This window comes from Methylomonas sp. AM2-LC, assembly GCF_039904985.1.
Classification (GTDB): Bacteria; Pseudomonadota; Gammaproteobacteria; order Methylococcales; family Methylomonadaceae; genus Methylomonas.
This window is the reverse complement of sequence record NZ_CP157005.1, coordinates 1690833-1714168: the sequence shown is the minus strand read 5'-3', so window position 1 is coordinate 1714168 and position 23336 is coordinate 1690833. Positions and strand designations below refer to the sequence as shown.

The 23336-nt window shown below is 42.7% G+C and carries 28 protein-coding genes; 9 read left to right on the top strand and 19 right to left on the bottom strand.

Features of this window, described 5'->3' with window-relative positions; all coding sequences use genetic code 11:
- Positions 1–16 precede the first annotated feature (16 nt).
- The 3 genes from ABH008_RS07745 to ABH008_RS07735 all read left to right on the top strand — a co-directional run bounded on the left by ABH008_RS07745 (position 17) and on the right by ABH008_RS07735 (position 1002).
- Positions 17–262, top strand: coding sequence for a hypothetical protein (locus tag ABH008_RS07745; RefSeq protein ID WP_347989279.1), 246 nt, complete (start codon positions 17–19; stop codon positions 260–262).
- 8 nt (positions 263–270) lie between these two features.
- Positions 271–696: a hypothetical protein gene (locus ABH008_RS07740; RefSeq protein ID WP_347989278.1), complete on the top strand. Its 426-nt coding sequence runs from the start codon at positions 271–273 to the stop codon at positions 694–696.
- A 72-nt stretch (positions 697–768) separates the two neighbouring features.
- Positions 769–1002 carry a biopolymer transporter ExbD gene (locus tag ABH008_RS07735; protein ID WP_347989960.1) on the top strand — a complete coding sequence of 78 codons (234 nt, stop codon included), beginning with the start codon at positions 769–771 and terminating at the stop codon, positions 1000–1002.
- Positions 1003–1238: 236 nt separating this feature from the next.
- Here ABH008_RS07735 and ABH008_RS07730 read toward each other — a convergent pair whose 3' ends face one another.
- From ABH008_RS07730 to bioB, 12 genes are all read right to left on the bottom strand, one after another.
- Positions 1239–1793, bottom strand: coding sequence for an NUDIX hydrolase (locus ABH008_RS07730; protein WP_347989277.1), 555 nt, complete (start codon positions 1791–1793; stop codon positions 1239–1241).
- Between the two features lie 100 nt (positions 1794–1893).
- Positions 1894–2589 (bottom strand): HAD family phosphatase, encoded by a 696-nt coding sequence (locus ABH008_RS07725; protein ID WP_347989276.1) that lies wholly within the window; start codon positions 2587–2589, stop codon positions 1894–1896.
- 177 nt (positions 2590–2766) lie between these two features.
- Positions 2767–3642: a cytochrome c oxidase subunit 3 gene (locus ABH008_RS07720; protein WP_347989275.1), complete on the bottom strand. Its 876-nt coding sequence runs from the start codon at positions 3640–3642 to the stop codon at positions 2767–2769.
- A 14-nt stretch (positions 3643–3656) separates the two neighbouring features.
- Positions 3657–4199, bottom strand: a complete 543-nt coding sequence (locus ABH008_RS07715; RefSeq protein WP_347989274.1) for a cytochrome c oxidase assembly protein — start codon at positions 4197–4199, stop codon at positions 3657–3659.
- A 158-nt stretch (positions 4200–4357) separates the two neighbouring features.
- Positions 4358–5986 carry a cytochrome c oxidase subunit I gene (ctaD, locus tag ABH008_RS07710; RefSeq protein ID WP_347989273.1) on the bottom strand — a complete coding sequence of 543 codons (1629 nt, stop codon included), beginning with the start codon at positions 5984–5986 and terminating at the stop codon, positions 4358–4360.
- 53 nt (positions 5987–6039) lie between these two features.
- Positions 6040–7182, bottom strand: a complete 1143-nt coding sequence (gene coxB / locus ABH008_RS07705) for a cytochrome c oxidase subunit II (protein ID WP_347989272.1) — start codon at positions 7180–7182, stop codon at positions 6040–6042.
- Between the two features lie 244 nt (positions 7183–7426).
- Positions 7427–7822: a bacteriohemerythrin gene (locus ABH008_RS07700; protein ID WP_347989271.1), complete on the bottom strand. Its 396-nt coding sequence runs from the start codon at positions 7820–7822 to the stop codon at positions 7427–7429.
- A gap of 86 nt (positions 7823–7908) precedes the next feature.
- A complete protein-coding gene (bioD, locus tag ABH008_RS07695; protein WP_347989270.1) occupies positions 7909–8574 on the bottom strand; it encodes a dethiobiotin synthase in 666 nt (221 codons plus the stop codon).
- 4 nt (positions 8575–8578) lie between these two features.
- Positions 8579–9370 carry a malonyl-ACP O-methyltransferase BioC gene (bioC, locus tag ABH008_RS07690; protein ID WP_347989269.1) on the bottom strand — a complete coding sequence of 264 codons (792 nt, stop codon included), beginning with the start codon at positions 9368–9370 and terminating at the stop codon, positions 8579–8581.
- Positions 9367–10128: a pimeloyl-ACP methyl ester esterase BioH gene (bioH, locus tag ABH008_RS07685; protein WP_347989268.1), complete on the bottom strand. Its 762-nt coding sequence runs from the start codon at positions 10126–10128 to the stop codon at positions 9367–9369. The genes bioC and bioH overlap by 4 nt, the downstream gene beginning before the upstream one ends.
- Positions 10125–11285: an 8-amino-7-oxononanoate synthase gene (bioF, locus tag ABH008_RS07680; RefSeq protein WP_347989267.1), complete on the bottom strand. Its 1161-nt coding sequence runs from the start codon at positions 11283–11285 to the stop codon at positions 10125–10127. Before bioF ends, bioH begins: the two co-directional genes overlap by 4 nt.
- Positions 11285–12274 carry a biotin synthase BioB gene (gene bioB, locus ABH008_RS07675; RefSeq protein ID WP_347989266.1) on the bottom strand — a complete coding sequence of 330 codons (990 nt, stop codon included), beginning with the start codon at positions 12272–12274 and terminating at the stop codon, positions 11285–11287. Before bioB ends, bioF begins: the two co-directional genes overlap by 1 nt.
- Before the next feature lie 72 nt (positions 12275–12346).
- Here bioB and ABH008_RS07670 point away from each other — a divergent pair, with 72 nt between their 5' ends.
- The 5 genes from ABH008_RS07670 to ABH008_RS07650 all read left to right on the top strand — a co-directional run bounded on the left by ABH008_RS07670 (position 12347) and on the right by ABH008_RS07650 (position 16760).
- Positions 12347–13045 (top strand): ComF family protein, encoded by a 699-nt coding sequence (locus ABH008_RS07670; RefSeq protein ID WP_347989265.1) that lies wholly within the window; start codon positions 12347–12349, stop codon positions 13043–13045.
- Between the two features lie 97 nt (positions 13046–13142).
- On the top strand, positions 13143–13682 hold the full coding sequence (locus ABH008_RS07665) for a flavoprotein (protein ID WP_347989264.1): 540 nt from the start codon (positions 13143–13145) through the stop codon (positions 13680–13682).
- Entirely contained in the window at positions 13679–15100 is a 1422-nt protein-coding gene (locus ABH008_RS07660) for a DUF6513 domain-containing protein (protein WP_347989263.1), read from the top strand. The genes ABH008_RS07665 and ABH008_RS07660 overlap by 4 nt, the downstream gene beginning before the upstream one ends.
- A 79-nt stretch (positions 15101–15179) precedes the next feature.
- Entirely contained in the window at positions 15180–15392 is a 213-nt protein-coding gene (locus tag ABH008_RS07655) for a hypothetical protein (protein ID WP_347989262.1), read from the top strand.
- A gap of 420 nt (positions 15393–15812) precedes the next feature.
- Complete coding sequence (locus tag ABH008_RS07650; protein WP_347989261.1) at positions 15813–16760, top strand: Rpn family recombination-promoting nuclease/putative transposase; 948 nt, start codon at positions 15813–15815, stop codon at positions 16758–16760.
- A gap of 82 nt (positions 16761–16842) precedes the next feature.
- On the opposite strand, the gene ABH008_RS07645 is transcribed toward ABH008_RS07650, so the two are convergent.
- From ABH008_RS07645 to ABH008_RS07620, 6 genes are read right to left on the bottom strand one after another with little or no spacing between them, the layout of a single operon-like run.
- Positions 16843–17274 carry a YcgN family cysteine cluster protein gene (locus tag ABH008_RS07645; protein ID WP_347989260.1) on the bottom strand — a complete coding sequence of 144 codons (432 nt, stop codon included), beginning with the start codon at positions 17272–17274 and terminating at the stop codon, positions 16843–16845.
- A 4-nt stretch (positions 17275–17278) separates the two neighbouring features.
- Positions 17279–18241: a permease-like cell division protein FtsX gene (ftsX, locus tag ABH008_RS07640; protein WP_347989259.1), complete on the bottom strand. Its 963-nt coding sequence runs from the start codon at positions 18239–18241 to the stop codon at positions 17279–17281.
- Entirely contained in the window at positions 18238–18900 is a 663-nt protein-coding gene (ftsE, locus tag ABH008_RS07635; protein WP_347989258.1) for a cell division ATP-binding protein FtsE, read from the bottom strand. Before ftsE ends, ftsX begins: the two co-directional genes overlap by 4 nt.
- Positions 18901–18904: 4 nt before the next feature.
- A complete protein-coding gene (gene ftsY / locus ABH008_RS07630; RefSeq protein WP_347989257.1) occupies positions 18905–20899 on the bottom strand; it encodes a signal recognition particle-docking protein FtsY in 1995 nt (664 codons plus the stop codon).
- A gap of 4 nt (positions 20900–20903) precedes the next feature.
- A complete protein-coding gene (locus tag ABH008_RS07625; protein WP_347989256.1) occupies positions 20904–21500 on the bottom strand; it encodes a hypothetical protein in 597 nt (198 codons plus the stop codon).
- Entirely contained in the window at positions 21497–22234 is a 738-nt protein-coding gene (locus ABH008_RS07620; RefSeq protein ID WP_347989255.1) for an SURF1 family protein, read from the bottom strand. The genes ABH008_RS07625 and ABH008_RS07620 overlap by 4 nt, the downstream gene beginning before the upstream one ends.
- A 96-nt stretch (positions 22235–22330) precedes the next feature.
- Here ABH008_RS07620 and ABH008_RS07615 point away from each other — a divergent pair, with 96 nt between their 5' ends.
- On the top strand, positions 22331–22585 hold the full coding sequence (locus tag ABH008_RS07615; protein WP_347989254.1) for a twin transmembrane helix small protein: 255 nt from the start codon (positions 22331–22333) through the stop codon (positions 22583–22585).
- Between the two features lie 142 nt (positions 22586–22727).
- On the opposite strand, the gene ABH008_RS07610 is transcribed toward ABH008_RS07615, so the two are convergent.
- Positions 22728–23285, bottom strand: a complete 558-nt coding sequence (locus ABH008_RS07610; protein WP_347989253.1) for a hypothetical protein — start codon at positions 23283–23285, stop codon at positions 22728–22730.
- Positions 23286–23336: the final 51 nt, after the last annotated feature.

Sequence of the window (23336 nt, the reverse complement as noted above, 5' to 3'; positions counted from 1 at the left end):
ATCGAGAATACGTTGGATGAATTTAAATGACTGCCATACAAAATTAGGTGTTTTTTATCGCTATAGTTTGGCAATCATTCTTTTCTCTATTGCACTAGCAATCAGGCTACAGATTTTACCGATTGAAACAGGTCATGTTTTTATCACATTTTACCCGCTGATTGTTGTTGTTTTCTACCTATGTGTTATTGGTCCTGGAATATTTACGATTGTACTTTCTGCCATCGGTGCTTATCATCGCAACAAGCTTATGATTTGTTGACGGAGGCATTGAATGAATATCGAATTGCTTTAAGTAATTTTCCAGCAAGAGTTGTTATCCATAAATCAGCAAATTTTTCTAATGAGGAAATAGAAGGACTTAGCCAAGCAACAAAAGCGTTAAGAATCCATAGTGTTGATTTTGTTACTGTAATGGATTCAAAGATAAGATTGTTCAGAGATGGCAAGTATCCACCATTTAGAGGTACATTTGTTCATTTTGACGAAACTCGACATCTACTATATTCGCGGGGCTCAGTTTGGTATTACAAAACCTATCCAGGTCTTTATGTTCCTCAACCGATAGAGTTGCGTATTGTAAGGTCTGAAGAATCGCCTAGCTTTATTGCAAAAGAGATTCTTGATTTAACTAAAATGAATTGGAACAATACCCAGTTCGATGGCAAGTATCCAGTAACTATTGGTTGTGCTTGAAAAGTTGGCGAGATTATGAAATATTTGACTGAGCACGATCAGCCTCAAATTAGATATGGATATTATATGTAGCTGATCATTGATGGAAAGATTAATCAGGTACTACCGATCTCGATATTTTTTGAGGGGGGAAAAATTTGCGCTTACCTTGAAACCGAACTAAAGGCACACCAGGAACGTGACCCAGACATCAGTATTCAACTGCAAGCAGATAAAGTAGCCATATTTGAATCCGTTGCCAAGGTAATGGCGAGCGCTCAGCGCTCGGGGGTGGGAAAGTTATCGTTTGTGACTGTCGAACAGTAAGGTTAAATTTCCAAATTAATGCTCATTACGTCATTACGAACATTGCATGCTTTGGCTAACCCTACTACTGAAAGGTACCCATAGAAAAAGATTGTGAGAGTTACAGCAATACCCTGGAATTAAGGAAAATTTGCCCGGCAAAAGCAACCCTTAAAGTCAAAGAACATTTGAGAAATACTCATACGATTGCAACTGGTCAATACTTACAAACCGACATCGACAATGCATTCCGATTACTAGCTTAGCAATCCTTTTTGTTTAATAAGTGATAAGGCTGCAATGGTCGTTGCATCTTTTATCACACCATCCACAATCATTTTTTCGACCTCAGCGATTTTAAACGCTTTCGCAACAAGATCTTTTTCTGTCTGATCTCGCTCACACTCAACCTGAGCATCGCTGATATCGGTTGCCAAAAAAACATGATAACCTTGTGTGCAGAAACCATAGGCCAGAAATAAATGTCCTACATAGGTTAGCGTTTGCGCGCACAAGCCTGTTTCTTCATGCAATTCACCTGCGGCAACTTCATGAGGTTCTGCATCGTTATTATTCTCCCACGATCCCTGAGGAAGCTCCCAATAACGCGCCTCCACCGGATACCTGTACTGCTCTACAAGATAAATCACACCATTGTGAATTGGCGCAATCACAACAAAATCGGGCTTTTCTACTACCCCGTATATTCCCGTAGCACCACTCGTCCGACGAATTCTGTCCTCACGAACCCGCATCCAGCGATTTTCATACACCGATTTTCGATCAATACAAATGATATCCTTACTATTCATATCTTCCCCTCGTTATAAAAAAGAATACATCATTTATTGTGCTACAAAAAACAACCTTAACGTGCTATTCCCAGAGCTAGAAAGCCGCATCCATCATCAATTAAAGCACTTTGACATAGTGTAAAAAATCACCCATATTTTCCAGTCGAGTATCGAATAATTGGCTATTGGCTACCGACGGCAATAACGTAGTACCTGTGGCGACTATATGACCTATTCCGGCATTTCTCGCTGATTTTAGACCGGCTACAGAATCCTCAACAACAATAACCCTATTTGGTGTTATGCCAAGACGAGACGCTGCTTTTATATAGATATCTGGCTCTGGCTTACCAGAGAAAGTCCCGTCATCATACACAATATGATTCCAATCAAACCATCTATCAAGCGACAATGCTTCGTAGAAAAAACGCACATTTATCTCACCAGAGGCTGTAGCAATAGCAATTGGAATTCCGGCATGCTTAAGCGAAGATAAAAGCTCGGGGACACGAGGAGGAAGACTGAATTCTGCCCCTTTTTCGATGCATATACTGCGGTATTTTGACTCTTTTAATTCTGATAAAGCGGCGAGTTCCTGATCATCAACTTGCCTTTCCAACAAAGCGCAAAAGATGTCTCGGTTTGTTCGTCCATGCATAAAATGCGATATCTCTTCTGATGTCCAAATTCGCGAAGACAGCTTTTGTATCGTTGCAGACCAAGCCTCTTCATGCCATGCCGAATCAAGTAAAAGCACACCATTGAAATCAAAAATGACTGCTTTATACAAAGTATTATTGATGCATAAGGCCATAAAAATGGGTACCCAAAAAAGTCAATAGCTAAGTATATTTCACAGCATGCTATCAAACATAGTTTTCATCAAGCTAGGTTTTTTGAAAGAATAGGCATTCTACTGGATAAAACCCTTAAACATAAAAAAAGCGTACCTCCGGGCAGAGGCACGCTTTTTATGGGTAAAACAGAAAATTTACAGTAAGTAAACGAAGACAAACAGTCCCAACCAAACCACGTCAACAAAGTGCCAGTACCAGGCTGCAGCTTCGAACGCAAAATGATTTTCTGGTGTGAAATGCCCTTTCCAACTTCTGAATAATACCACCGATAAAATGATGGCACCGATACAGACATGCAGACCATGAAAGCCAGTCAGCATAAAAAAGGTAGAACCATAAATACCGGTACCTAAAGTTAAACCCATTTCATGATACGCTTCATAATATTCTGTTGCTTGACAAGCCACGAACAAAAAGCCCAGCGCAACAGTAGCAATTAAGCCTTTAATCAGTTGCGGTCTGTTTTTCGCCAATAAGCCATGATGCGCCCAGGTACAAGTAACACCACTGGATAACAACAGCAAGGTATTTAAGAATGGTAAACCAAAAGCGCCCATTGGCTCAAAATCACCACCCACTTTACCGGGACCATTGGTTGGCCATACAGCCTGAAACGCTGGCCACAATGTATCATGGGTAGAACGACCAGGACCGCTTAAGGCACCCGTTTCACCCAACCAGGAAACAGACAGGTTCCGGGTGTACCAAAGTGCACCAAAAAACACTGCAAAAAACATGATTTCTGAAAAAATAAACCACATCATGGCCATCCGATACGAAATACCAACGCCATGGTTATACATGCCAGATTCACTTTCATTCGCTTGCAAGGCAAACCAAGCACCCAGCATCACTATAAAAACGACAAATCCGGTCAGCATCATGCCAGACCCAATTGATGAACCATTTAAATGATTTGCAAAACCAATCAGCATAAACATTAGACCAGCGGTAGCTAGCACCGGCCATACTGCCTTATGCGGGATATAATAACCTATGTTTGTAGACATGCCCTTCCCCTTTGTTAATTTTCAATAATATTTGTTCTGTCAAAAAAAGTGTATGACAAGGTAATAGTTTTATAACGCTCAGGCAATTTTGGGTTTACCACGAACCGAACCGGCATGGTTTTTTCTTCTTTACCCGCAAATGTTTGGGTTGTAAAACAAAAACATTGCACTTTTTTAAAAAATTCTTCTGCCAACCCCGGCGAAATACTGGGAATAGCCTGAGCTTTTAGTGCTTGATCTGTATTATTTTTAGCATAAAAATTTACCGTGTAATATTGACCAGGATGCACTTTCAAACTATTGGTTTCGGCACGAAAAGTTAAAGGTGTTGATTCGTTAACCGAAGTAATAAATTCAACCCTAATCTCCCGACTTTCATCCACAGCAAACACTTCTTCGCTATTGGTAGCCGATTCTAGTTTAATATTTTGCCCAGTTAGGTCGCAAAGTACATCGTAGAGTGGTACTAAAGCATAACCAAAACCAAACATTAATACCGCCAAAATCAGCAACTTTTTTGCCAGTTTGGTATTTTTTTGCTGCAGATCTTCACTCATTGCGACATTGCCTTTAATACGGCAAACACGTAAATGGTAGCAGCGACTATCACCAAAATTATAGCGGTCAGAATATTCTTTTTCTTTATATCCATTATCTCACCCACCCCCCGGCCTTTTATTTAACCGAGGGGTTATTAATTGACTTCCAGCCGAAATTAAACGTGCTCGGTTGGGATAACTTCAGGCGGTGTAGTAAAGGTATGATACGGAAGTGGTGATGGCAAAGTCCATTCCAGACTGTGCTTACTTGCATCTTCCCATACTTCATCTGTTACTTTTTCGCCAGTTCCGCCTTTGATGGTATCAATAACAATCCATACAAATATCAATTGACTAAAGCCATACATAAATGCGCCGATACTCGACACCATATTCCAATCCGCAAATTGGATAGCATAATCAGGTATCCGACGTGGCATACCTGCTAAACCCAGAAAATGTTGTGGAAAGAACAAAATATTCACGGATACCACTGACAACCAAAAATGCAATCTACCGATTCTTTCGTTGTACATGTGTCCAGTCCATTTCGGCAACCAAAAATAACCAGCGGCCATCAAAATGAAAATGGAAGCAGGTACTAGAGTGTAATGAAAATGGGCAACAATAAAATAAGTATCATGATATTGGAAATCAACAGGTGCAACAGACATCATTAAACCTGTGAAACCACCCATAGTAAACAGTACCACAAAGGCAATTGAAAACAGCATAGGCGTTTCAAAAGTCATGGCACCTTTCCACATAGTTGCTGTCCAGTTAAATACCTTTACACCTGTTGGTATAGCAATCAGCATGGTAGCGTACATAAAGTACAACTCACCCGCGATGGGCAAACCAACGGTAAACATGTGATGCGCCCACACAATGAAAGACAGGAAAGCAATAGCACCTGTTGCATAAACCATAGACGCATAACCAAACAACGGTTTACGCGCAAATACTGGAATAATGGTAGAAGCAACACCAAAGGTTGGCAGAATCATTACATACACTTCTGGATGACCAAAGAACCAAAAAATATGTTGATACAGAACCGGATCACCACCACCTGCAGCATCAAAGAAGCTGGTGTCAAAGAAACGGTCGGTCAATAACATGGTTACGGCACCAGCAAACACCGGCATAATGGCAATCAACAAAAACGCAGTAATTAACCAAGTCCAGACGAACAAAGGCATTTTCATCAATGTCATGCCAGGAGCACGCATATTGAAAATAGTCGCGATAATATTGATAGCCCCCATAATGGAAGACACACCCAACAAATGGACAGCGAAAACAGCAAAAGGAAACGCTTTGCCAGTTTGCATCACCAAAGGTGGATAGAAAGTCCAGCCAGCGGAGGGCGCACCACCTTCCATAAACAAGGTGCTGGCAATCAGTAAAATACCCGCCACCAACATCCAAAAGCTCATGTTATTCATGCGTGGCAGCGCCATATCGGGCGCACCAATCATCAAAGGTATCTGCCAGTTTGCCAGCCCAACAAAAGCAGGCATAACCGCTCCAAATACCATAACCAGCGCATGCATGGTGGTCATTGAATTGAAAAAATTAGGATCAACAAACTGTAATCCCGGTTCAAATAATTCGGCACGGATAATCAATGCCATGGTACCGCCGACAAAAAACATCACCAGTGCAAAAAACAGATACAAAGTACCTATATCTTTGTGATTAGTGGTAATAATCCAGCGCAAAATACCTTTTTCCGGGCCATGGTGTTCATGGTCGTGTTCATGATCGTGATGATCATCATGCTCAGCTACGACAGCAGACATACTCTATACCTCAACAATAATTAGAAAAATCGTACAATGAGAAAGTACTTGGCTTATTCATCGTCGTCCCATTTAGGCGTAATTTTGTTGGGTTGAATTTCATCACCCACATTATTACCCAGCTCCGGTGCATTTCTGATATAGGTAAGCAATTCTGCTAACTGATTATCAGGCAATTTACGGAATGCTGGCATTTTACTGGTTCCTGCCTGAACAAAGCCTATCAACTGATCCATACTGCCAGTTACTTTAGCACTACCACGTAATGCAGGATACCAGCCAGAGATGCCCTTACCATCAATTTGATGACAGGCCACACAATTTTTAATATAGACGGAAGCACCGTTGGTCATTAATACCGAACGCTCTTCATCACTTAAGTCTGGGGCTTTATTCTGATTATCCAGCGTTGATTTTACCCATTTATCATAATCAGGCTGCTCCATAGCAATGACTACAATCGGCATAAAGCCATGATCTCGGCCACATAACTCGGTACATTGACCACGATAGGTACCGGCTTTATCGACTGATGTCCAGGCCTCGTTAACAAATCCTGGATTTGCATCTTTTTTCCAACCTAAATCAGGCACCCACCAAGAGTGAATAACATCCTGACTGGTAAACAGAAAACGAATTTTCTTTTTAACAGGTACTACCAAAGGCTTGTCAACACTTAACAAATAAGGCTTTTCAGCAGAATCAGATTTACGCGGATCATTATTCTTAATACGGTGCCCAATTTCACTGACTTCGTCCAGATGGCTTTCAAAATGAACACCACTATCCAGATATTCGTAATCCCAATACCATTGTTTTCCGGTGACTTTAATAGTCATGTCGGATTCCTGGGTTTTATCCAGATCTACTAAGGCCTTAGTGGCAGGTATCGCCATACCAATCAGAATCAGAGTAGGAATAATTGTCCAGATAATTTCAACTTTAGTATTTTCGTGAAATTGTGCTGCAACATGCCCTTTTGATTTACGGTGATGTATGATCGAGTAAAACATGGTGCCAAATACAGCGACGCCAATAAACACACAAATCCACAAAATAAGCATATGCAAGTCATAAATTTCATGACTAAGCGTTGTCTCGCCACGCATAAGGTTGAGTGTATAGTCAGCATGCGCAGTATTCAGGCTTAACACCATTAACACCAAACATACGAACAGTTGCTTTGTTTTTTTCACGGAGCAGCCTCCCGATAGTAGTTATAAACTTGTATGCGTTATATTTTTTTGTAATTTTAGCGTCCAAAGCAGTAGACAACAATTTCCATTTACAATAATTATCACAAATTAACTGGGCAATTCTAACCTATGACACAACTCTAAACCAGAAGAGCTTTAACAGTTTTTTAAGGTACACATAAAAAAGGCCTGCGAACATGACTGCCCGCAAGCCTTTTAACACCCTCTAAGGCTTATTCGAACATTATTTTAACGCATCTGAATAGGCTTTATCGAATGTTGGAATATGATTATCCAACCAGCCTTTAACCAATTGACCTACATCTTCAGTCACTTCCGCTTCACCCGCGTGAAATTTTTTCTGTAAATCGGCACAAATACCAATTAAAGCAACATGTTCTGCTTTGTGGCGATCATAACCACCAAATCCTTTGGCGATCATTTCTTTTTCTTCATGAGCAAAATGATCAACTACATAAGCAATTAAAGCATCCAGTGAGGCACCAATAGTCGCGCGAGCTGCACCACCCGTTGCTTCATCGTAAAGTTTATTAAGTAAACCAAATAAAGTTTTGTGCTCATCATCAGCAAAGCCAACTCCGGTACCGTATTGTGCTTCTGTCCAAGTAATTAAGGCCATAACATATCTCCCGTTTGTATTATTATAGTGGAGATTGCATTGTCGTCTGCTTAAGCTGTTTAATTTTGATCTAAATCAATTTTTTTTCAGATACACATCTCAAATTTACTGGCTAGCACATCGAAATCGGCAACAACCATATGCGGCATCTCGGCTAACAACGGCACATGTAAACATCCGCGTAAATACTCAACATTTGCTTGATAATCTACCCTATCAGGAATTATTTCCACCGCCACCCAACCTGCACACTCTACTCCTGCTGCCTGCACTGCTTGCAAGGTTAAACGAGCATGATTGATACATCCTAACCGTATACCAACCACAATAATGACTGGCAATCGCAGAATCTGAGCCAGTCTGGCATTATCCAGAGACTGACTTAAAGGCGAAAACCAGCCCCCGGCACCCTCAACCAGAATCCTATCTACCTGACTTTGCATGGTTTCGTAGCTTGATAAGATGCGGCTTTCTTCAACCATTACTTCACCACAAGCGATATGCGGAGAGAGGGGTAATTCAAACGCATAAGGGTTAATTTGCTGATAGGTAAAGGGCAGAGTAGCATATTGTTGCAGCATTAAAGCATCATTATTTTCCCAATGTCCTGACCGCCACTCACAGCCAGCAGCTACAGGCTTCATACCTGCAACATTAAAACCTTGCTGACTAAAATGTCGCATCAATGCCACTGTTACCCAGGTTTTTCCAATATCAGTATCTGTTCCTGTAATAAAAAAACTGGATGCCATGTTTTTATACCCTGGCCCGAACAAAAATAATCTCGTAAGTAGCCAGCAGCGCTCCAGTTGACATAGCGCGTTCGTAATTCGCTATCATCTGCTGTAAATGAGAGCGAGAAGTGAGCTTTCTGTTTCTACCGCTAGAAACATTATGCGCACCAATGGCTTTTAATTCTTGCATTAAAGCCAACACCGACGGATATAAACTTTGATAACTGATGCATTCATATTCAATCGACACAAAACCTGATTCTTGTAAAAACTCAACGATTTGCGTGGAAGTATAAAAACTATTGACATGCGCGTAGTCATCAACTGCTGCCCAAGCAGTTTTTAACTCCTGCAAAGTAGTGGGGCCAAAGGTACTAAATACCCATTGCCCATCAGGCTTTAGCATACGCTGACAATTCGCAAATACCGCACCTAAATTCTGGCACCATTGCACAGCCAGATTTGAATAAATCTGTTGTATGCTTTGTGCAGAAAAACTAAGATTCTCTGCATCGGCACAGACATAAGCCACTGGACTGATTATGTTTTTCTGCCGACACGTTTGCAACATGGGTAAAGCAATATCCACGGCCAACAAAGCATGTTGGGCACTGTGTTCAGCCATTTTCCGGGTTAAATAACCAGTTCCGCAACCCAAATCCATCACAAGGCCAGATTGGGCTTGCATCGGGTATTTTTGCAGCAAAGTATCGCCTACTTGGCGTTGCAAGCCCGCAAAGGCATCATAGCTTTGTGCCGCCTCAGTAAACGCCTGTTTAATTTTACCTTTATCCAATAGACATTCAGGCTTCATAGTGCCGCCCGTAGCAGTGCCAGCAACTGTTCATTATGGGTAAGAAACGGTACATGCCCTGCATTTTCTATACTATGTAGCTTAATTTGGGGCATTATCTGCTGCAGCGCTTGCAGTGTCGCCTGTGGTATCAATTTATCTTCAGCACCCAAAATGACAATAACAGGGCAATTTATATGCATCAAGGCACTGCGCAAATCACTCTGTTTAAGAATTTGTAAACCAGCCGTAAGCGCCTCAATATCTGGCGATTGAGCTAATTGCAACTGTTGCTTTAATGTTTGCAATAATTGTCTGCAATTTGTCTGACCATAGACCTGTAGTGCTAAAAAACGTTGTTGCGTTACCTGTGCATTAACGGCTAATTGCTCAATAAAAGCATCCAAAATATCCGGAAGTACTCCTGGCCAATCGGCCGTTTGCACAAAGCATGGGTTGCCGGCGAGTATAAACAGCGCATCAACCCGCTGCGGACTACGTTCCGCCATGGCGATTGCCAGTGTAGCCCCCAGAGACCAGCCCAGTACTATGAATTTTTCAACGGGTATTGCTGCCAGCAAAGCCTGACTCATACTATCCAGACTATAGGAAACCAGCTTGTCACTACTTCCGTGTCCTGGCAAATCCACACAAATGACCTGATAGTCTGCGGCTAATTGCTGGGCAAATCCTAACCATACACCTGTATGCATTCCCCAGCCATGAACTAACACCACGGCCTGACCTTGCCCAAAAACTTGTATATTTAGAGTTGTCACCGCACAACCTTAGCCAATACGTCCAATAGGGCATCAACTTGGCTTTCCTGGTGTTGGGCGGAAAACGTGATGCGTAATCGGGCTGTTCCCGCAGGTACCGTAGGTGGGCGAATAGCACTAACCAAAAATCCCAATGCCAGCAATTGCTTACTTATCGCCATTACCCGCTCGCTATCGCCAATTAGTAACGGCTGGATGGGGGTAAAGGAATCCAGCAAAGGCAAGCCTTGCTGCTCGGCGCCGGAGCGAAAGCGCAAGATTAACTGTTGTAATTTCTCACGACGCCAAGTTTCAGTTTGCACTAATTGCAAACTAACCCGACTGGCAGCGGCCACAGCGGGAGGCAAAGCCGTAGTGAACACATAGGTTCTGGCTTTTTGTATTAAAAACTCAATAAGATCATCAGCACCCGCTACAAAGGCTCCAAAGGTACCAAAAGCTTTACCTAAAGTACCCATTAGGATTGGCACATCTTGCTGAGATAAGCCAAAATGTTCGACCACTCCTCCGCCCTGAGCACCCAATACTCCAAACCCATGTGCATCATCGATTAACAAACCGGCTTGATACTGCGCGGCTAAATGTGCTAACTTTTCCAGCGGTGCTAAATCGCCATCCATACTGAACACACCATCGCTCACCAGCAAAGCTTTACTCTGACAAGTGGCTAACTGCGTTTGTAGAGCATCCATATCGGCATGTGCATAGCGCTGCAAACGTGCGCGTGACAATAAGGCACCATCAACCAAGGACGCATGATTGAGCCGGTCGGCAAACAGACTATCGCCACGCCCTAATAAGGCAGAAATAACGCCTAAATTCGCCATATAACCAGTGGAAAACAATAACGCCCTACTACGACCGGTAAAAGCAGCCAACTCTTCTTCCAGAGCGTGATGTGCAGTTGAATGACCACAAATCAAATGGGCAGCGCCACTGCCTACGCCATAGCTATTAACAGCCTGCTGAAAGGCGGCACAAACAGCGGGATGATTAGCCAAGCCTAAATAATCATTGCTGCAAAAATTAAGCAATTGCCGACCGTCAAGATTAAGTACCACGGCTTGTGGCCCCTCTTGTACACAGCGACTACGGTACAAACTTTGTTGCTTTAACTGTTCTAGCGGGTCGGCAAAATTGTAGAAACTATTCTGCATTAGTTATAACTAGAACCACCTGTGTTTAGACCTAACCGTGCAAATAGCTGTTTATCGTGGTTAGTCATGGGATTATCGGTCGTTAATAGTTTTTCACCGTAAAAAATTGAATTAGCACCCGCCAGAAAACATAAAGCCTGCATTTCATCGCTCATTTCTTTACGACCGGCAGACAAGCGTACTCGCGATTCTGGCATCAAAATCCGCGCTACCGCAATTGTTCTGATAAAGACTAAAGGATCGAGTGCATCCAAACCAAATAACGGTGTACCTTCTACTTGTACCAGCATATTGATAGGAACACTTTCTGGGTGTTTAGGCAGATTAGCCAGTTCTTGTAACAGCTTAGCCCTATCCTGTGCAGATTCGCCCATTCCAACAATACCACCGCAACACACATTGATACCGGCATCCCGAACGCGTGCCAGTGTATCCAGTCTATCCTGATAAGTACGCGTGGTAATGACTTCTGAATAGTAGTCTTCCGAAGTATCCAAATTATGATTGTAGTAATCAAGACCACCGTCTTTTAAAGCCTGTGTTTGCGTATCCGTCAACATACCCAAGGTGACGCAAGTTTCCATGCCCAAGGCTTTAACGCCTTGCACCATTTCTACCACGCGTTCAATATCACGATCTTTGGGGCTACGCCAGGCGGCACCCATACAAAACCGCGAAGCACCATCGGCTTTGGCTTGCTGAGCCGCTTTCAATACCGTAGCAACAGGCATTAGAGCTTCTGGGGTTAAATCCGAATCGTAACGGGCGCTTTGTGGGCAATAACCGCAATCTTCTGAGCAGGAGCCGGTTTTAATGCTTAATAAACTACTCACCTGAATTTGATTCGGATCAAAATTCGCCCGATGTACCGTTTGCGCTTTAAATAGCAAATCGTTAAATGGCAAAGCGAACAATGCCTCAACTTCGGATAACTGCCAATCGTGGCGTAAAGAACTATGAATTGTTATCTGTTTCGGGTTAGCATTCATTCTGACCATCTCCAAGCAAATTCAGGCTTAATAGTAGTAAAAACCACTTATCAACCTATTTAATAAAATTTAGTGAACAACTGGCTTAATATTATACAGAACAAATTACTTCCGCCACGTTGTATCTTATGCGAAGACACTGGTTTTGGGGAGTTTGACTTGTGCAAAGACTGTTTTGAGGAGCTACCCCGTAACTTACACTGCTGTTATCGCTGTGCAGAAAGTTTTGATTTTGAGGTAACCGCACCGCAATTATGTGGTCATTGTCTAAGCGAAACACCCGATTTTGACGACACATTGGCTCCATTTTTATATCAAGGCCACATGCGCTATCTGGTGACGCAACTAAAATTTGCCCAGCAATATAAAAACGCGCGTTTATTAGGCAATTTATTAGCGCAACATCTGGCCAGCAACGCGCAGTTTCCGGAATCTATCATCCCCATGCCCTTACATATCAACCGTTATCGGGAACGGCAATTTAATCAGTCCATCGAAATTGCCCGCCATGTATCTAAAAAACTAGCGATTCCTCTAGACCTATCCAGCTGTATCCGGCAACGTGACACGGCCCATCAAACCAGCTTACCTGCCAAACAACGCCATAAAAATATGCACAAGGCTTTCCAGGTAATCAAACCCCTGAATGTACAACATGTAGCCATTCTTGATGATGTGATGACCACAGGAGCCAGCGTAGCCTCGTTAGCCAAAGTTCTAAAACAAAGTGGTATTAGCAGAGTGGACGTGTGGGTTTGTGCCAGGGCTTAAGTCTAAAATAACTTTTCGGTGGATTGTAACAATCCAAAACCATAGCCCTTATGCATTAACGTATAATGCAGCCTTTTTGTAGCTTTAGCTAAACACCATGTCTGCACCCCGTATTGCCTGGGCCCTTACTGGCTCTGGCCACTATATTGAAGAATGTCTTGAGTTTATGCTGACTCTGGATAATGTCGATTTATACCTTAGTCAAGCGGGTGAAGAAGTGCTGAAAATGTATGGTATAGAGCTTAAATCACTTAAAGACACCATACCTGTCTATCGAGACAAAGCAGCCTCTGCACCACCAGTCGGCTTATTTTATAAAGGTTATTATCACACCTTAATTATGGCCCCAACCACCTCTAATACTGTGGCTAAATGCGTGCTGGGCATTGCTGACTCACTGGTTACCAACCTGTATTCTCAAGCAGGCAAATGCCGGATTAACAGCATCGTCTACCCTTGCGATATTGCGCCAACCATGGAAACTACAGCCCCTGGTCACCGTAAAGTAATGGTTTATCCGCGCCCTATCGATTTGGAAGCCACCGCCAAATTACGTCATTTTCCCTACACTCAGGTAGTGGACAGTGTCGATGCATTAAAAATAGCTGTCAATCAACGTCTAACCTCATTGTTATGACAGAAGAGCGCATCCTGTTTTTAACCGGTAAATTAGCCGAAAAACAATTACGCCAAATTCTGGCCGCTATGCAGCCGGAATTTAGCTACAGAGTCTTGGAGATGGGCGTAAAAGTAGCGGCGTTAATGACGACTGAAATGATTGCGCGCCGCCTAAAAGATACATTTGGCGCAACGCGCATGATCATACCGGGCAGGTGCAGAGGTGATCTTGCGGTTTTATCCGAGCAAATTGGCATTCCGGTAGAACGTGGACCTGAAGAAGTAAAAGATTTACCCCTGTATTTTGGTAAAAATGCCCATCACTATGATTTAAATCAGTATCAAACTAAAATTTTTGCCGAAATTGTAGACGCGCCCTTTCTGAGTATCGAAGCCATTTTGGAACGCGCCCACTATTACCAAAGCAATGGTGCCGATGTCATCGACATTGGTTGTCAGCCCGGCGTGCAGTTTCCACATTTAAGCGAAGCGATTAGCAGCTTAAAACAGGCTGGTTTTAAAGTCAGCATCGACTCTCTGGACAGCAGCGACCTGATCGCTGGCGGCAAGGCTGGAGCCGATTATATGCTGAGCCTGACCAGCTCGACCCTATGGGTAGCCGATGAAGTAGCAGCCACACCGATTGTGATTCCTGATCAGCACGGCGATTTAACTTCGCTGGATAAATCCATACAGATTTTACAAGCTAAAAACCGCGCCTTTATTGTCGACCCGATTTTAGACCCCATCCATTTCGGTTTTACCGAATCCATCGTACGTAACCATAATTTTAGGCAACGCTATCCAGACGTTGAAATGATGCTGGGAGTGGGCAATATTACCGAACTGACCCACGCAGACACAGTGGGTATGAATGCCCTGTTGTTAGGCATCTGCTCCGAATTGAACATTAATCATATTTTGGCAACCGAAGTGAGCAAACATGCGTGTCGCGCCATTCGTGAAGCAGACCGTGCACGACGCATCATGTATGCCGCCAAACAACAAAACAGCTTACCCAAACACATCAGTGCAGACTTGCTTACCGTGCATGATACCGCCCCATTCCCCTATAGTCAGGACGAAATAGCTGCTATTGCCGCTGAAATTAAAGACCCCAGCTACCGTATACAGACCAGTAGCAACGGCTTACATGTGTTTAATCGGGATGGTATGCATACCGCTCTAGACCCGTTTGACTTATATCCAAAACTACACGTTGAAAGCGATGGTGGACATGCTTTTTATCTGGGTGTGGAACTGGCACGGGCAGAAATTTCCTGGCAATTGGGCAAACGTTATACGCAAGATCAACGCTTGAATTGGGGCTGTGCGGAACAAACTACCGAGTCTAAAGTGGATTTGCATACCTTTAAGCCAGCGGGGAGTACTTTGAAAAAAAGTAATAAAACAGCCGAGGGTGGAGAGAACCAATAAAACCGCTTACTCAAGAGAAAGAATGAGCAAGTCTATATACCAGGGCGTTTATTGAAAGCTATCAAGGAGACAATTAGTTATGTCTAAATCTAATACCACTATGTACGGTGAAGAGCTAGGTGAAAAACTACTGGAATCTGTTAGACAGATGAAAGATGGAGTCTGGGGAAGAAAAACCGAGTTTTTACTACAAGCGGATGGCAAAATTCGCCGATTGGTAACATTGGCTGATGGCTCTTTAGTGAGAAATGAAATAATGACCTTAGCGTACCAGCACACACATAAATACTAGACCAACTCAGCGCCAATTTTCTAAGCTGCTTGGTGTTTCTGTATGGACAAGGCATTATCGCCTTTTTCACATGCGACGAGCTGCGCAGAAAAATTGATAAAAAGACACATAAAGCGTTTCATATTGACAGGCTTAGTCTAAGCCAAAAAATCAGATTATTGCCCCAATAGGCAAAGAGTTCCGAGGCATGATCTGCACGTATCAAATTTTAGAAATCCAGCTTAAAACGATCGAAAATACAGACAAGAATTTTGATGCAGAAACTAATATTGAAAGAACTTGACGGGGGTGCTGTTTTTCAAAACATAAAGACTAATACCATTTGTCAAAATCTATCACGTCGAAAGGGTTCTGTTTACTGTACACTTTAAAAAAACTTTCAGTTTTTCGCAAAAATTTAAGTTAATTACTATTTTCTCGATGCAAAATAATCATGACGGCAGTTATAAAGCGCTTTTTTCCAATCCTGAATTGGTGCGTGATCTTATTTTAGGTTTTGTGCCAGACGAATGGCTACATTCCCTGGACTACACATCTCTGGAGGCTGTCAATGCCAGCTTTGTTACAGAAGATTTTGCCCAGCGACATGAAGATGTCATTTGGCGAGTAAAAGTGGGTGAACGCTGGGTATATTTGTATGTGCTGATCGAATTCCAAAGTCGTGTAGATAAATACATGGCGTTGCGCATGATGGTGTATATAGGGCTGCTCTATCAGTCATTGATTAAGCAGGGGGAGGTTTTGGCGAATGGGCGCTTGCCGCCTATACTGCCTATCGTGCTCTACAATGGCAAACGGAACTGGACTGCCCCTTTAAATATCCAAGACTTGATAGAAGCTGCTCCTGGCATGATGGAAAAACTCATTCCCAGTGTCGCTTATTATTTGGTAGACGAAAACACTTACGCAGATAGTGATTTGGCATCGCTTAAGAATTTGGTAGCGGCCGTATTCCGCCTGGAACATCCTGTTTCGCCTACGGCGGTACAGGAATTGATCACCAGCTTGCAGTCTTGGCTAATCGACCGTCCGGACTTAAGCCGCATCTTTGCTCGCTGGATACGAAAAACTTTGCTGCGCGATAAAAAATACGCTATTTTAATACCCGAAGTTAATGATTTATTGGAGCTAAAAGTTATGTTGGCAGATAAAATGGAAGAATGGGCGCTTGCTTATAAAGCAGAAGGCAAGGCAGAAGGCAAGGCAGAAGGCGAAATGCTTGCACTGCAAAAAGTATTGGCCAAACGTTTTGGAGCAATTTCCCCGTATATTACAGCCAAAATCGCCAACGCCTCCCTTACAGAAATTGAAATTTGGTTTGATCGGGCGCTGGATGCCAGTCAACTTGAGGATATTTTCGAGCAATAAATTTTTCGATGGCTACCATAAGCTTGCTAATAAACATATGTGTTTTGATTGCATCTTATGGACTTGATGGAAAAGAATCAAATCACTTATCCAACCAAGCAATAATATGATCTTCCAAATCCTCCACTTGCGATTCTTTAATGGCATAGCTGGTAATGGATACGCCAGCATCTTTCACCGACTCAGCAGTACCGCTGATTAACGGATGCCAATCTGGTAAGGGTTTGCCATCGGTTAACAGGCGATAGGCGCAGGTGGCCGGTAGCCAGGTATAAGCAGCAAAATCGTGCTGTTTAAGATCGATACAGTCTGGCACCAGAATAGTGCGGTCCTTATAACGGGTACAGCGGCAGCTTTCCAGATCGATAAATTCACAGACCACTCGCGTAAAAGCAATTTCGCCGGTATCTTCGTCTTCTAGCTTATGTAAACAACATTTGCCACAGTTATCGCATAACGATTCCCATTCTTCTGTGGTCATTTCTGCCAGTGTTTTGCTTTCCCAGAACTTCATCAGCTTATTGTGGTTTTAATTGACGTAACTGAACATGCAAAACCACTCCGGCACCCAATATGGACAAAAATGACGAAATGATTAGCATCAGTAAAAACTCAGAAAAACTTAAAAATAACAGCTGAAAATTGCTGTTGTAGAGGCTGGATAGTTTTTCTACGGGCGATTCGATTAAAAACAACATAATGGTAATCACCACCCAGCCTAAAAAACCCGACAGAAAACCCAGCCAAAAGCCAGTGTATAGAAACGGACGCTGAATAAAGGCCAGCGTGGCACCGACTAGTTTGGAAATAAATACTTCGTTCTGGCGATTCTGTAATTCCAAACGTATGGTATTACCAGTAATAAAGGTAACAGCAAAGCTCAATAAAATAGCTACCAGCGTAACACCCCGACTGGCAATAGTCATAATGGTCTGCAAACGCTCCATCCATTGCATATCCACCTGCACTAACGCCACTTGCGGCATTTGCTTAAATTCGGTTAACAATTTACTCACTTCGTCGTTATTTTCCAGGGTATTTCTGGGCAATACCTGTATCACATTCGGCAACGGATTAGTATCCAAAGCGTTTAGCGCATCGCCAAAACCACTATTTTGTTTAAACTCGTCCATCGCTTGTTTTTTGCTGATGAATTTTACCGATTCTACATTCAGGTTTTGCCGAATCTGGTCGGCCAACTTCTGGCCCACGTTTTCGTTAATGTTATCCATTAAAAATAACGACATCTGGTTAGTGGCTTGCAGATTGCCCGTTAGCTGCTGAATATTGGCAACCACAATATAAAAACCACCTGCCAGTGAAATAGCAACCGTCAACACCAATACCGTCATAGCGGTGGTATACGGCGTTCTACTCAAACGCCCTAAGCTGGAAAACAAACCATGTGCATGGTTCAGCAGATAGGCTTCCAGTTTTTCTTTGATACGGTCGATAAAACCTTTGGCGCGTCTTGCTTTCATATGCCACCCGTTATTAAATGGCCTTTATCCAGGGTTAATACCCGATGCCCAAGGCTATTGATTAACTCGATATCATGCGTGGCGATTAATACCGTAACGCCTACCTGGATAAACTCTTCAAACATGTGCATTACTTCAGCAGACAAATCAGGATCTAGGTTCCCGGTGGGTTCATCCGCCAGGATCAGCTTAGGCTTATTAACAATGGCGCGGGCAATCCCCACACGCTGCTGTTCACCGCCCGACAAAGCCAGCGGATATTTCCATTCTTTGCCCAACAAACTGACTTTGTCCAGTGCTGCCCTCACCCGCCGCGAAATCTCTTGATGACTGACACCACACACAATTAAGGGCAAAGCAACATTATCAAATACGGTTCTGTCATTCAACAGCTTGTAATCTTGAAATATCAGCCCAAGGTTACGGCGCATATAAGGGATACGCCGATCACTAATGCGACTGATATTCTGCCCATCTAAAGAGACAGTACCACGGGTGGTCTGCTCCATCATGGCGATTAACTTTAACAGCGTACTTTTGCCCGCTCCAGAGCGGCCCGTTAAAAAAGCCATCTCACCGCGTTCCAGGTGAAAGCTAACATCCGACAACGCTTCGCCAGCATCGGGATAACGTTTAAAAACGTGCTCGAATCTCAACATAGTTTTAGTCTTTTACAAACAAAGCATCCACAAAAGTTTGTGCGTCGAAATCCTGCAAATCCTCTATCGCTTCACCGACGCCGATAAAACGAATAGGCAAACCCAACTGATTTGCCAGTGCAAAAATAACCCCACCTTTAGCGGTTCCATCCAGTTTGGTTAAGGCAATACCGGTCAAATTTACCGCTTCATTAAACAAACGAGCTTGCGACAAGGCATTTTGACCAGTCCCCGCATCGAGAATCAGTAGTACTTCATGCGGAGCATCGGCATCCAGTTTACCCATGATACGCTTAATTTTTTTAAGTTCTTCCATCAAATTGGATTTGGTATGCAATCTACCGGCTGTGTCAGCTATCAATACATCAATGCCTTTGGCTTTAGCCGATTGTAAGGCATCAAAAATTACCGAGGCCGAATCAGCACCCGATTGCTGCGCAACCACCTGTACATTATTTCTTTCACCCCAAGTTTGTAATTGTTCAACCGCAGCCGCACGGAAGGTATCACCCGCAGCCAGCATGACGCTATGGCCTTGTGCTTGCAGTCGGTGCGCCAGTTTACCAATAGAGGTGGTTTTTCCTGCACCATTGACACCCACTACCAGTATCACAAACGGATTATCCTGTTTAGGGATTTGTAAGGGTAAACTGCTGGGTTGTAACATTTCATACAGATTCTGTTTCAGGGCTAGACTAAGCGCGGCTCCATCTTTCAGTTGATCGCGTTCCAGACTTTCAGTCAGTTTTTTGATGATATTATTAGTGGTTTCCATCCCAATATCAGCTGTTAATAAACTGGTTTCTACTTCTTCCAGTAAATCACGAGTTACTGCGTTTTGTCCAAACGCCAAACTGTTTAACACCGCCCCCAAACCACCACGGGTTTTTTTCAACTGGGTTTTCAGTCTTAAAAACAGTGACTCAGGCTCAACGGCGGTAAAATTTTCTGCGGATACAATTGTTTCTAAAGGTTGTGCAATACTCTCATCAAGCAACTGTTCGGCTAATGGAGTCTGCACCTCAGTAGCCGGTAAGCTGTATTTACTGTAAAAATAAATGCCCAGCAACGGTAGCATTAATAAAGCGGCAAAAGCGTTATGGGCAATGGCTGTCCACAAAGGTAGCGAATATTTAATATTGAGAATACCCAGCACAATTTGCAGCAGCAACAGCACGCTGAGCAGAGTGCCTGATCGACGCACGGCAGGAGGATATTTTTGGTCTGTTGCCACCAGCATCAGCAAAAACAATAAGATAAAACTGACTGCCGCACCCAGTCTATGCAGGGTGTGAGCAGCTAATTGTGCAGCACTATCAAGGATAGAGGCATCGCCAACCACTAAGCCATGCAATAAGTTTAAAGCGCCTTCATAATCAGCCGTGGGCCACCAACTGCCATTACAGCGCGGAAAATCGCTACAAGCCAACGCAGCGTAATTGGAACTAACCCAGCCACCTAAGACTATTTGCAGGATTAAAATCAATATGGCAAAGCGAGTAAACCATACAGGACCAGCGCTTATTAAGCGTGGCACACTATCCACTTGCCCACGTAGATAAGTCCAGCTTAATAACCAAAAAGTCATAAAACCCAACAACATATGTGCAGTCACGACAATCGGCATAACTTTAAGATTAACCGTCCACATACCCAACGCCGCTTGTGCAACCACCAACAGCAACAAACTGATTGCCAGTTTGCGCTGCGCGGGTTGCCCCCAACCCAAGGGTAGCAGTGCAAGTACTATCAGACCCAAGCCACCCGCCAGATAGCGGTGTGTCATTTCTTTCCAGGCTTTGCCAGTATCAAGCGGTGCAGCAGGAAAGCTTAGTTCAGCGGCATTTTTAAATTGTGCGCTGTCGTCCACTATTGCCTGTCCGTAGCAACCGGGCCAATCTGGACAGCCCAAGCCAGCATTCGACAATCTGACATATGCACCGAAGATAATCACCACCAGCGCCAATAGCGCGCCAAAAAACGTTATTTTTTTAAACATGTTTCTAACCGATTTGAGAAATTCTTAATAATTTACTGATGTCGCTTTTAACTTTATATGCATCATAGCCTGATGGGTATTTCATCATCAGGTTACCCAACGGATCCATTAACAGCAACATACCCTCCGCTAACGGTGTAGCGAGTACGGAATTGACTTTTTCTTGCAAGGCGGGTGATAACACCATTTTTAACAAATGGCCATCTGCTTGCCACTCTGCATTAAATACGGGGTGATCGGTTTTACTGTACAGAGCAGCAACGCGTCTAACTCTGGAAATATCTTTGCCAAGCATCAAACTAATTTGCTGAGTTTTATATAGTGCCTCCACACAAACTTCATGGCAAGCCGATTCGGGCAACAGATTGATCAGCACCCAATGTCCGGATAATTCTTTTATATTATCTGCTGAAAATTGATCATACCCAGTAAAATCTCTTATCTCAGAAGTTAGAGGCGGCGTAATTAAATCGCCATTACTTTTGCCTAAAGTCAGCATTTCTGGATTGCTAGCAAAATACCAGGCAATTCCAAACGGTATGATAGACATTGCAAATATCACTAAAATGGTGATTTTATTTTTTTTATGTTGACTATTCACTTCAATTTTCTACTACTGATCCAAATAAACAAACCGGTTAAGGCCAAGGCTAAACCGAACCATTGTACTGCATAGGCCAGATGTTTTTCAGGCGAGATAATGGCACTAATTTTCCATTGCCGTTTATAACCCTCGCTGGCCTCTGCATCCAATTCTATCTGGAAATTATATAAGCCATAAGCCAATTTAGCTGCTAATACTTCACTATCAACCACTTGCACTAATGCAGGCCAACTATTGGTTGGAATTTCTGCACCTTTTAATTTAATGCCTACTGCTGGAAACTGGTTAATGCGACCATTAATTTCTGATACTGCTGTGTTAATTTCAACTGCGGGTAAATGGCTACGCTCTGCACCCAAAGGCAACCAGCCACGATTTACTAGAACAGCTCGATTACTGTTATCAATTAAAAACGGCGTTAATACATAATAGCCGGGCTTTCCGTCTTGCATCTGGTTATCAATTAAAAACTGGTGCCCAACATCATAATGACCGTGCACTTGCACTTTCAGGTAACGACTAACGGCCAAATCTATAACAGATTGTTGATTCAAGTTTATAACAGTCTCATCAGCCATGGCTTGTTGTTGTTTTTCCAGAAATTGGCGTTTCTGCTCAGACCTATCCAACTGCCAAAAGCCTAAACTGCATAACAGCACCAATAACACTATATAGACACTAATACCCAGTAGCGATAATCGTAATTCTCGATTTGCAATCAACAGCTTCATATATTTCTCAGTTTATTAATCACTAAATTTATTGGCAAGATAGCGCGTATAGTTGAGAATGGCTGTACTTTTTTGGTTTTTAATGTAGTCATAGTTATGAAAATTCTCGTTATTATTGTTTTTATTGCCATTTTGGGCAGTTTAGGCTCGGCTTTATATCATCTGGTTAAACACCCAGATGGCGATGAGTCTGGTAAAACCGCTAAGATGCTGACAGTACGCATAAGCCTGTCACTGGTTTTGTTTATTTTATTATTTATTGCCTTTGCTAGTGGATTATTTCAACCCCAAGGACTTGGTGCTAGGATTGAACATATTCGAAGTGAAAAAGCGGCGGGTCCTCAACCCTAAACAGCGACGCCCATAATAAAACAGATAAATCGGTATGTTACGGGTTATTTATAAAATAAATGGGGTCGGATTGAGTTATATATAATTCATTGTTTTTAAAGGATTAAAAAAATATTTCACACTGACAAAATTGATTTTTTGATTATTTGGTACGGAAAATTAGTGATCGGACGAAATCATCATAGATATGTTTTGTCTCTGACAAATGCGATATAGGAGTAACCAAAATAACTTCTCCATTATCAATCTGTTTTGCTTGCTTAAACGAAAACGAAGTCCTAATATTAACCATTGTTATCTTTCCAACTTGGTCTTTACTAATAGATTGCCAAGCCTGCGATTCACCAAGTCTTAGCAATTTTGCTGATCTAGGGGGCTTAGGTGCTTCAGCTTCATCGACTTGTATGTGAATTTCGAAGTTAATGCACGCATCCATTTTCTGATCTAGAAAAATTGTGAACCCATGGAAAGGTGCATTTTGGTCTACTCCATCCCATCCTGTGTAACCGCCTGGAATTTTTACAGTGAATGCATAGTCTTCATTTATGATTAATCCTTGGAATGAATTACCTATTTTCGGTCTAGAAATTGTTGCATGGGAACAGTCAACAACTTTGGATTGTTGAGAATCTGATGATTGTGCTTGCGTAGGTACAAATATCCAAAATACATAAAACAAAATGATTACATTTATTTTCATTCTCATCCCCTAAAATTCAATTTCGCAGTCTTCAATTGCTTTTAGAAGCTC

Coding starts and splice junctions, on each gene's coding strand:
- ABH008_RS07645 (WP_347989260.1), bottom strand. CDS start 17,274: ATGAAGTTCTGGGAAAGCAAAACACTGGCAGAAATGACCACAGAAGAA.
- ABH008_RS07620 (WP_347989255.1), bottom strand. CDS start 22,234: ATGAAGCTGTTGATTGCAAATCGAGAATTACGATTATCGCTACTGGGT.
- ABH008_RS07655 (WP_347989262.1), top strand. CDS start 15,180: ATGTCTAAATCTAATACCACTATGTACGGTGAAGAGCTAGGTGAAAAA.
- ABH008_RS07665 (WP_347989264.1), top strand. CDS start 13,143: ATGTCTGCACCCCGTATTGCCTGGGCCCTTACTGGCTCTGGCCACTAT.
- ABH008_RS07745 (WP_347989279.1), top strand. CDS start 17: ATGAATTTAAATGACTGCCATACAAAATTAGGTGTTTTTTATCGCTAT.
- ABH008_RS07715 (WP_347989274.1), bottom strand. CDS start 4,199: ATGAGTGAAGATCTGCAGCAAAAAAATACCAAACTGGCAAAAAAGTTG.
- ftsE (WP_347989258.1), bottom strand. CDS start 18,900: ATGTTGAGATTCGAGCACGTTTTTAAACGTTATCCCGATGCTGGCGAA.
- ABH008_RS07730 (WP_347989277.1), bottom strand. CDS start 1,793: ATGAATAGTAAGGATATCATTTGTATTGATCGAAAATCGGTGTATGAA.
- ABH008_RS07610 (WP_347989253.1), bottom strand. CDS start 23,285: ATGAAAATAAATGTAATCATTTTGTTTTATGTATTTTGGATATTTGTA.
- bioB (WP_347989266.1), bottom strand. CDS start 12,274: ATGAATGCTAACCCGAAACAGATAACAATTCATAGTTCTTTACGCCAC.
- ctaD (WP_347989273.1), bottom strand. CDS start 5,986: ATGTCTGCTGTCGTAGCTGAGCATGATGATCATCACGATCATGAACAC.
- bioD (WP_347989270.1), bottom strand. CDS start 8,574: ATGGCATCCAGTTTTTTTATTACAGGAACAGATACTGATATTGGAAAA.
- ftsY (WP_347989257.1), bottom strand. CDS start 20,899: ATGTTTAAAAAAATAACGTTTTTTGGCGCGCTATTGGCGCTGGTGGTG.
- ABH008_RS07720 (WP_347989275.1), bottom strand. CDS start 3,642: ATGTCTACAAACATAGGTTATTATATCCCGCATAAGGCAGTATGGCCG.
- bioF (WP_347989267.1), bottom strand. CDS start 11,285: ATGCAGAATAGTTTCTACAATTTTGCCGACCCGCTAGAACAGTTAAAG.
- ABH008_RS07615 (WP_347989254.1), top strand. CDS start 22,331: ATGAAAATTCTCGTTATTATTGTTTTTATTGCCATTTTGGGCAGTTTA.
- bioC (WP_347989269.1), bottom strand. CDS start 9,370: ATGAAGCCTGAATGTCTATTGGATAAAGGTAAAATTAAACAGGCGTTT.
- ABH008_RS07725 (WP_347989276.1), bottom strand. CDS start 2,589: ATGGCCTTATGCATCAATAATACTTTGTATAAAGCAGTCATTTTTGAT.
- ABH008_RS07700 (WP_347989271.1), bottom strand. CDS start 7,822: ATGGCCTTAATTACTTGGACAGAAGCACAATACGGTACCGGAGTTGGC.
- ABH008_RS07660 (WP_347989263.1), top strand. CDS start 13,679: ATGACAGAAGAGCGCATCCTGTTTTTAACCGGTAAATTAGCCGAAAAA.
- ftsX (WP_347989259.1), bottom strand. CDS start 18,241: ATGAAAGCAAGACGCGCCAAAGGTTTTATCGACCGTATCAAAGAAAAA.
- ABH008_RS07650 (WP_347989261.1), top strand. CDS start 15,813: ATGCAAAATAATCATGACGGCAGTTATAAAGCGCTTTTTTCCAATCCT.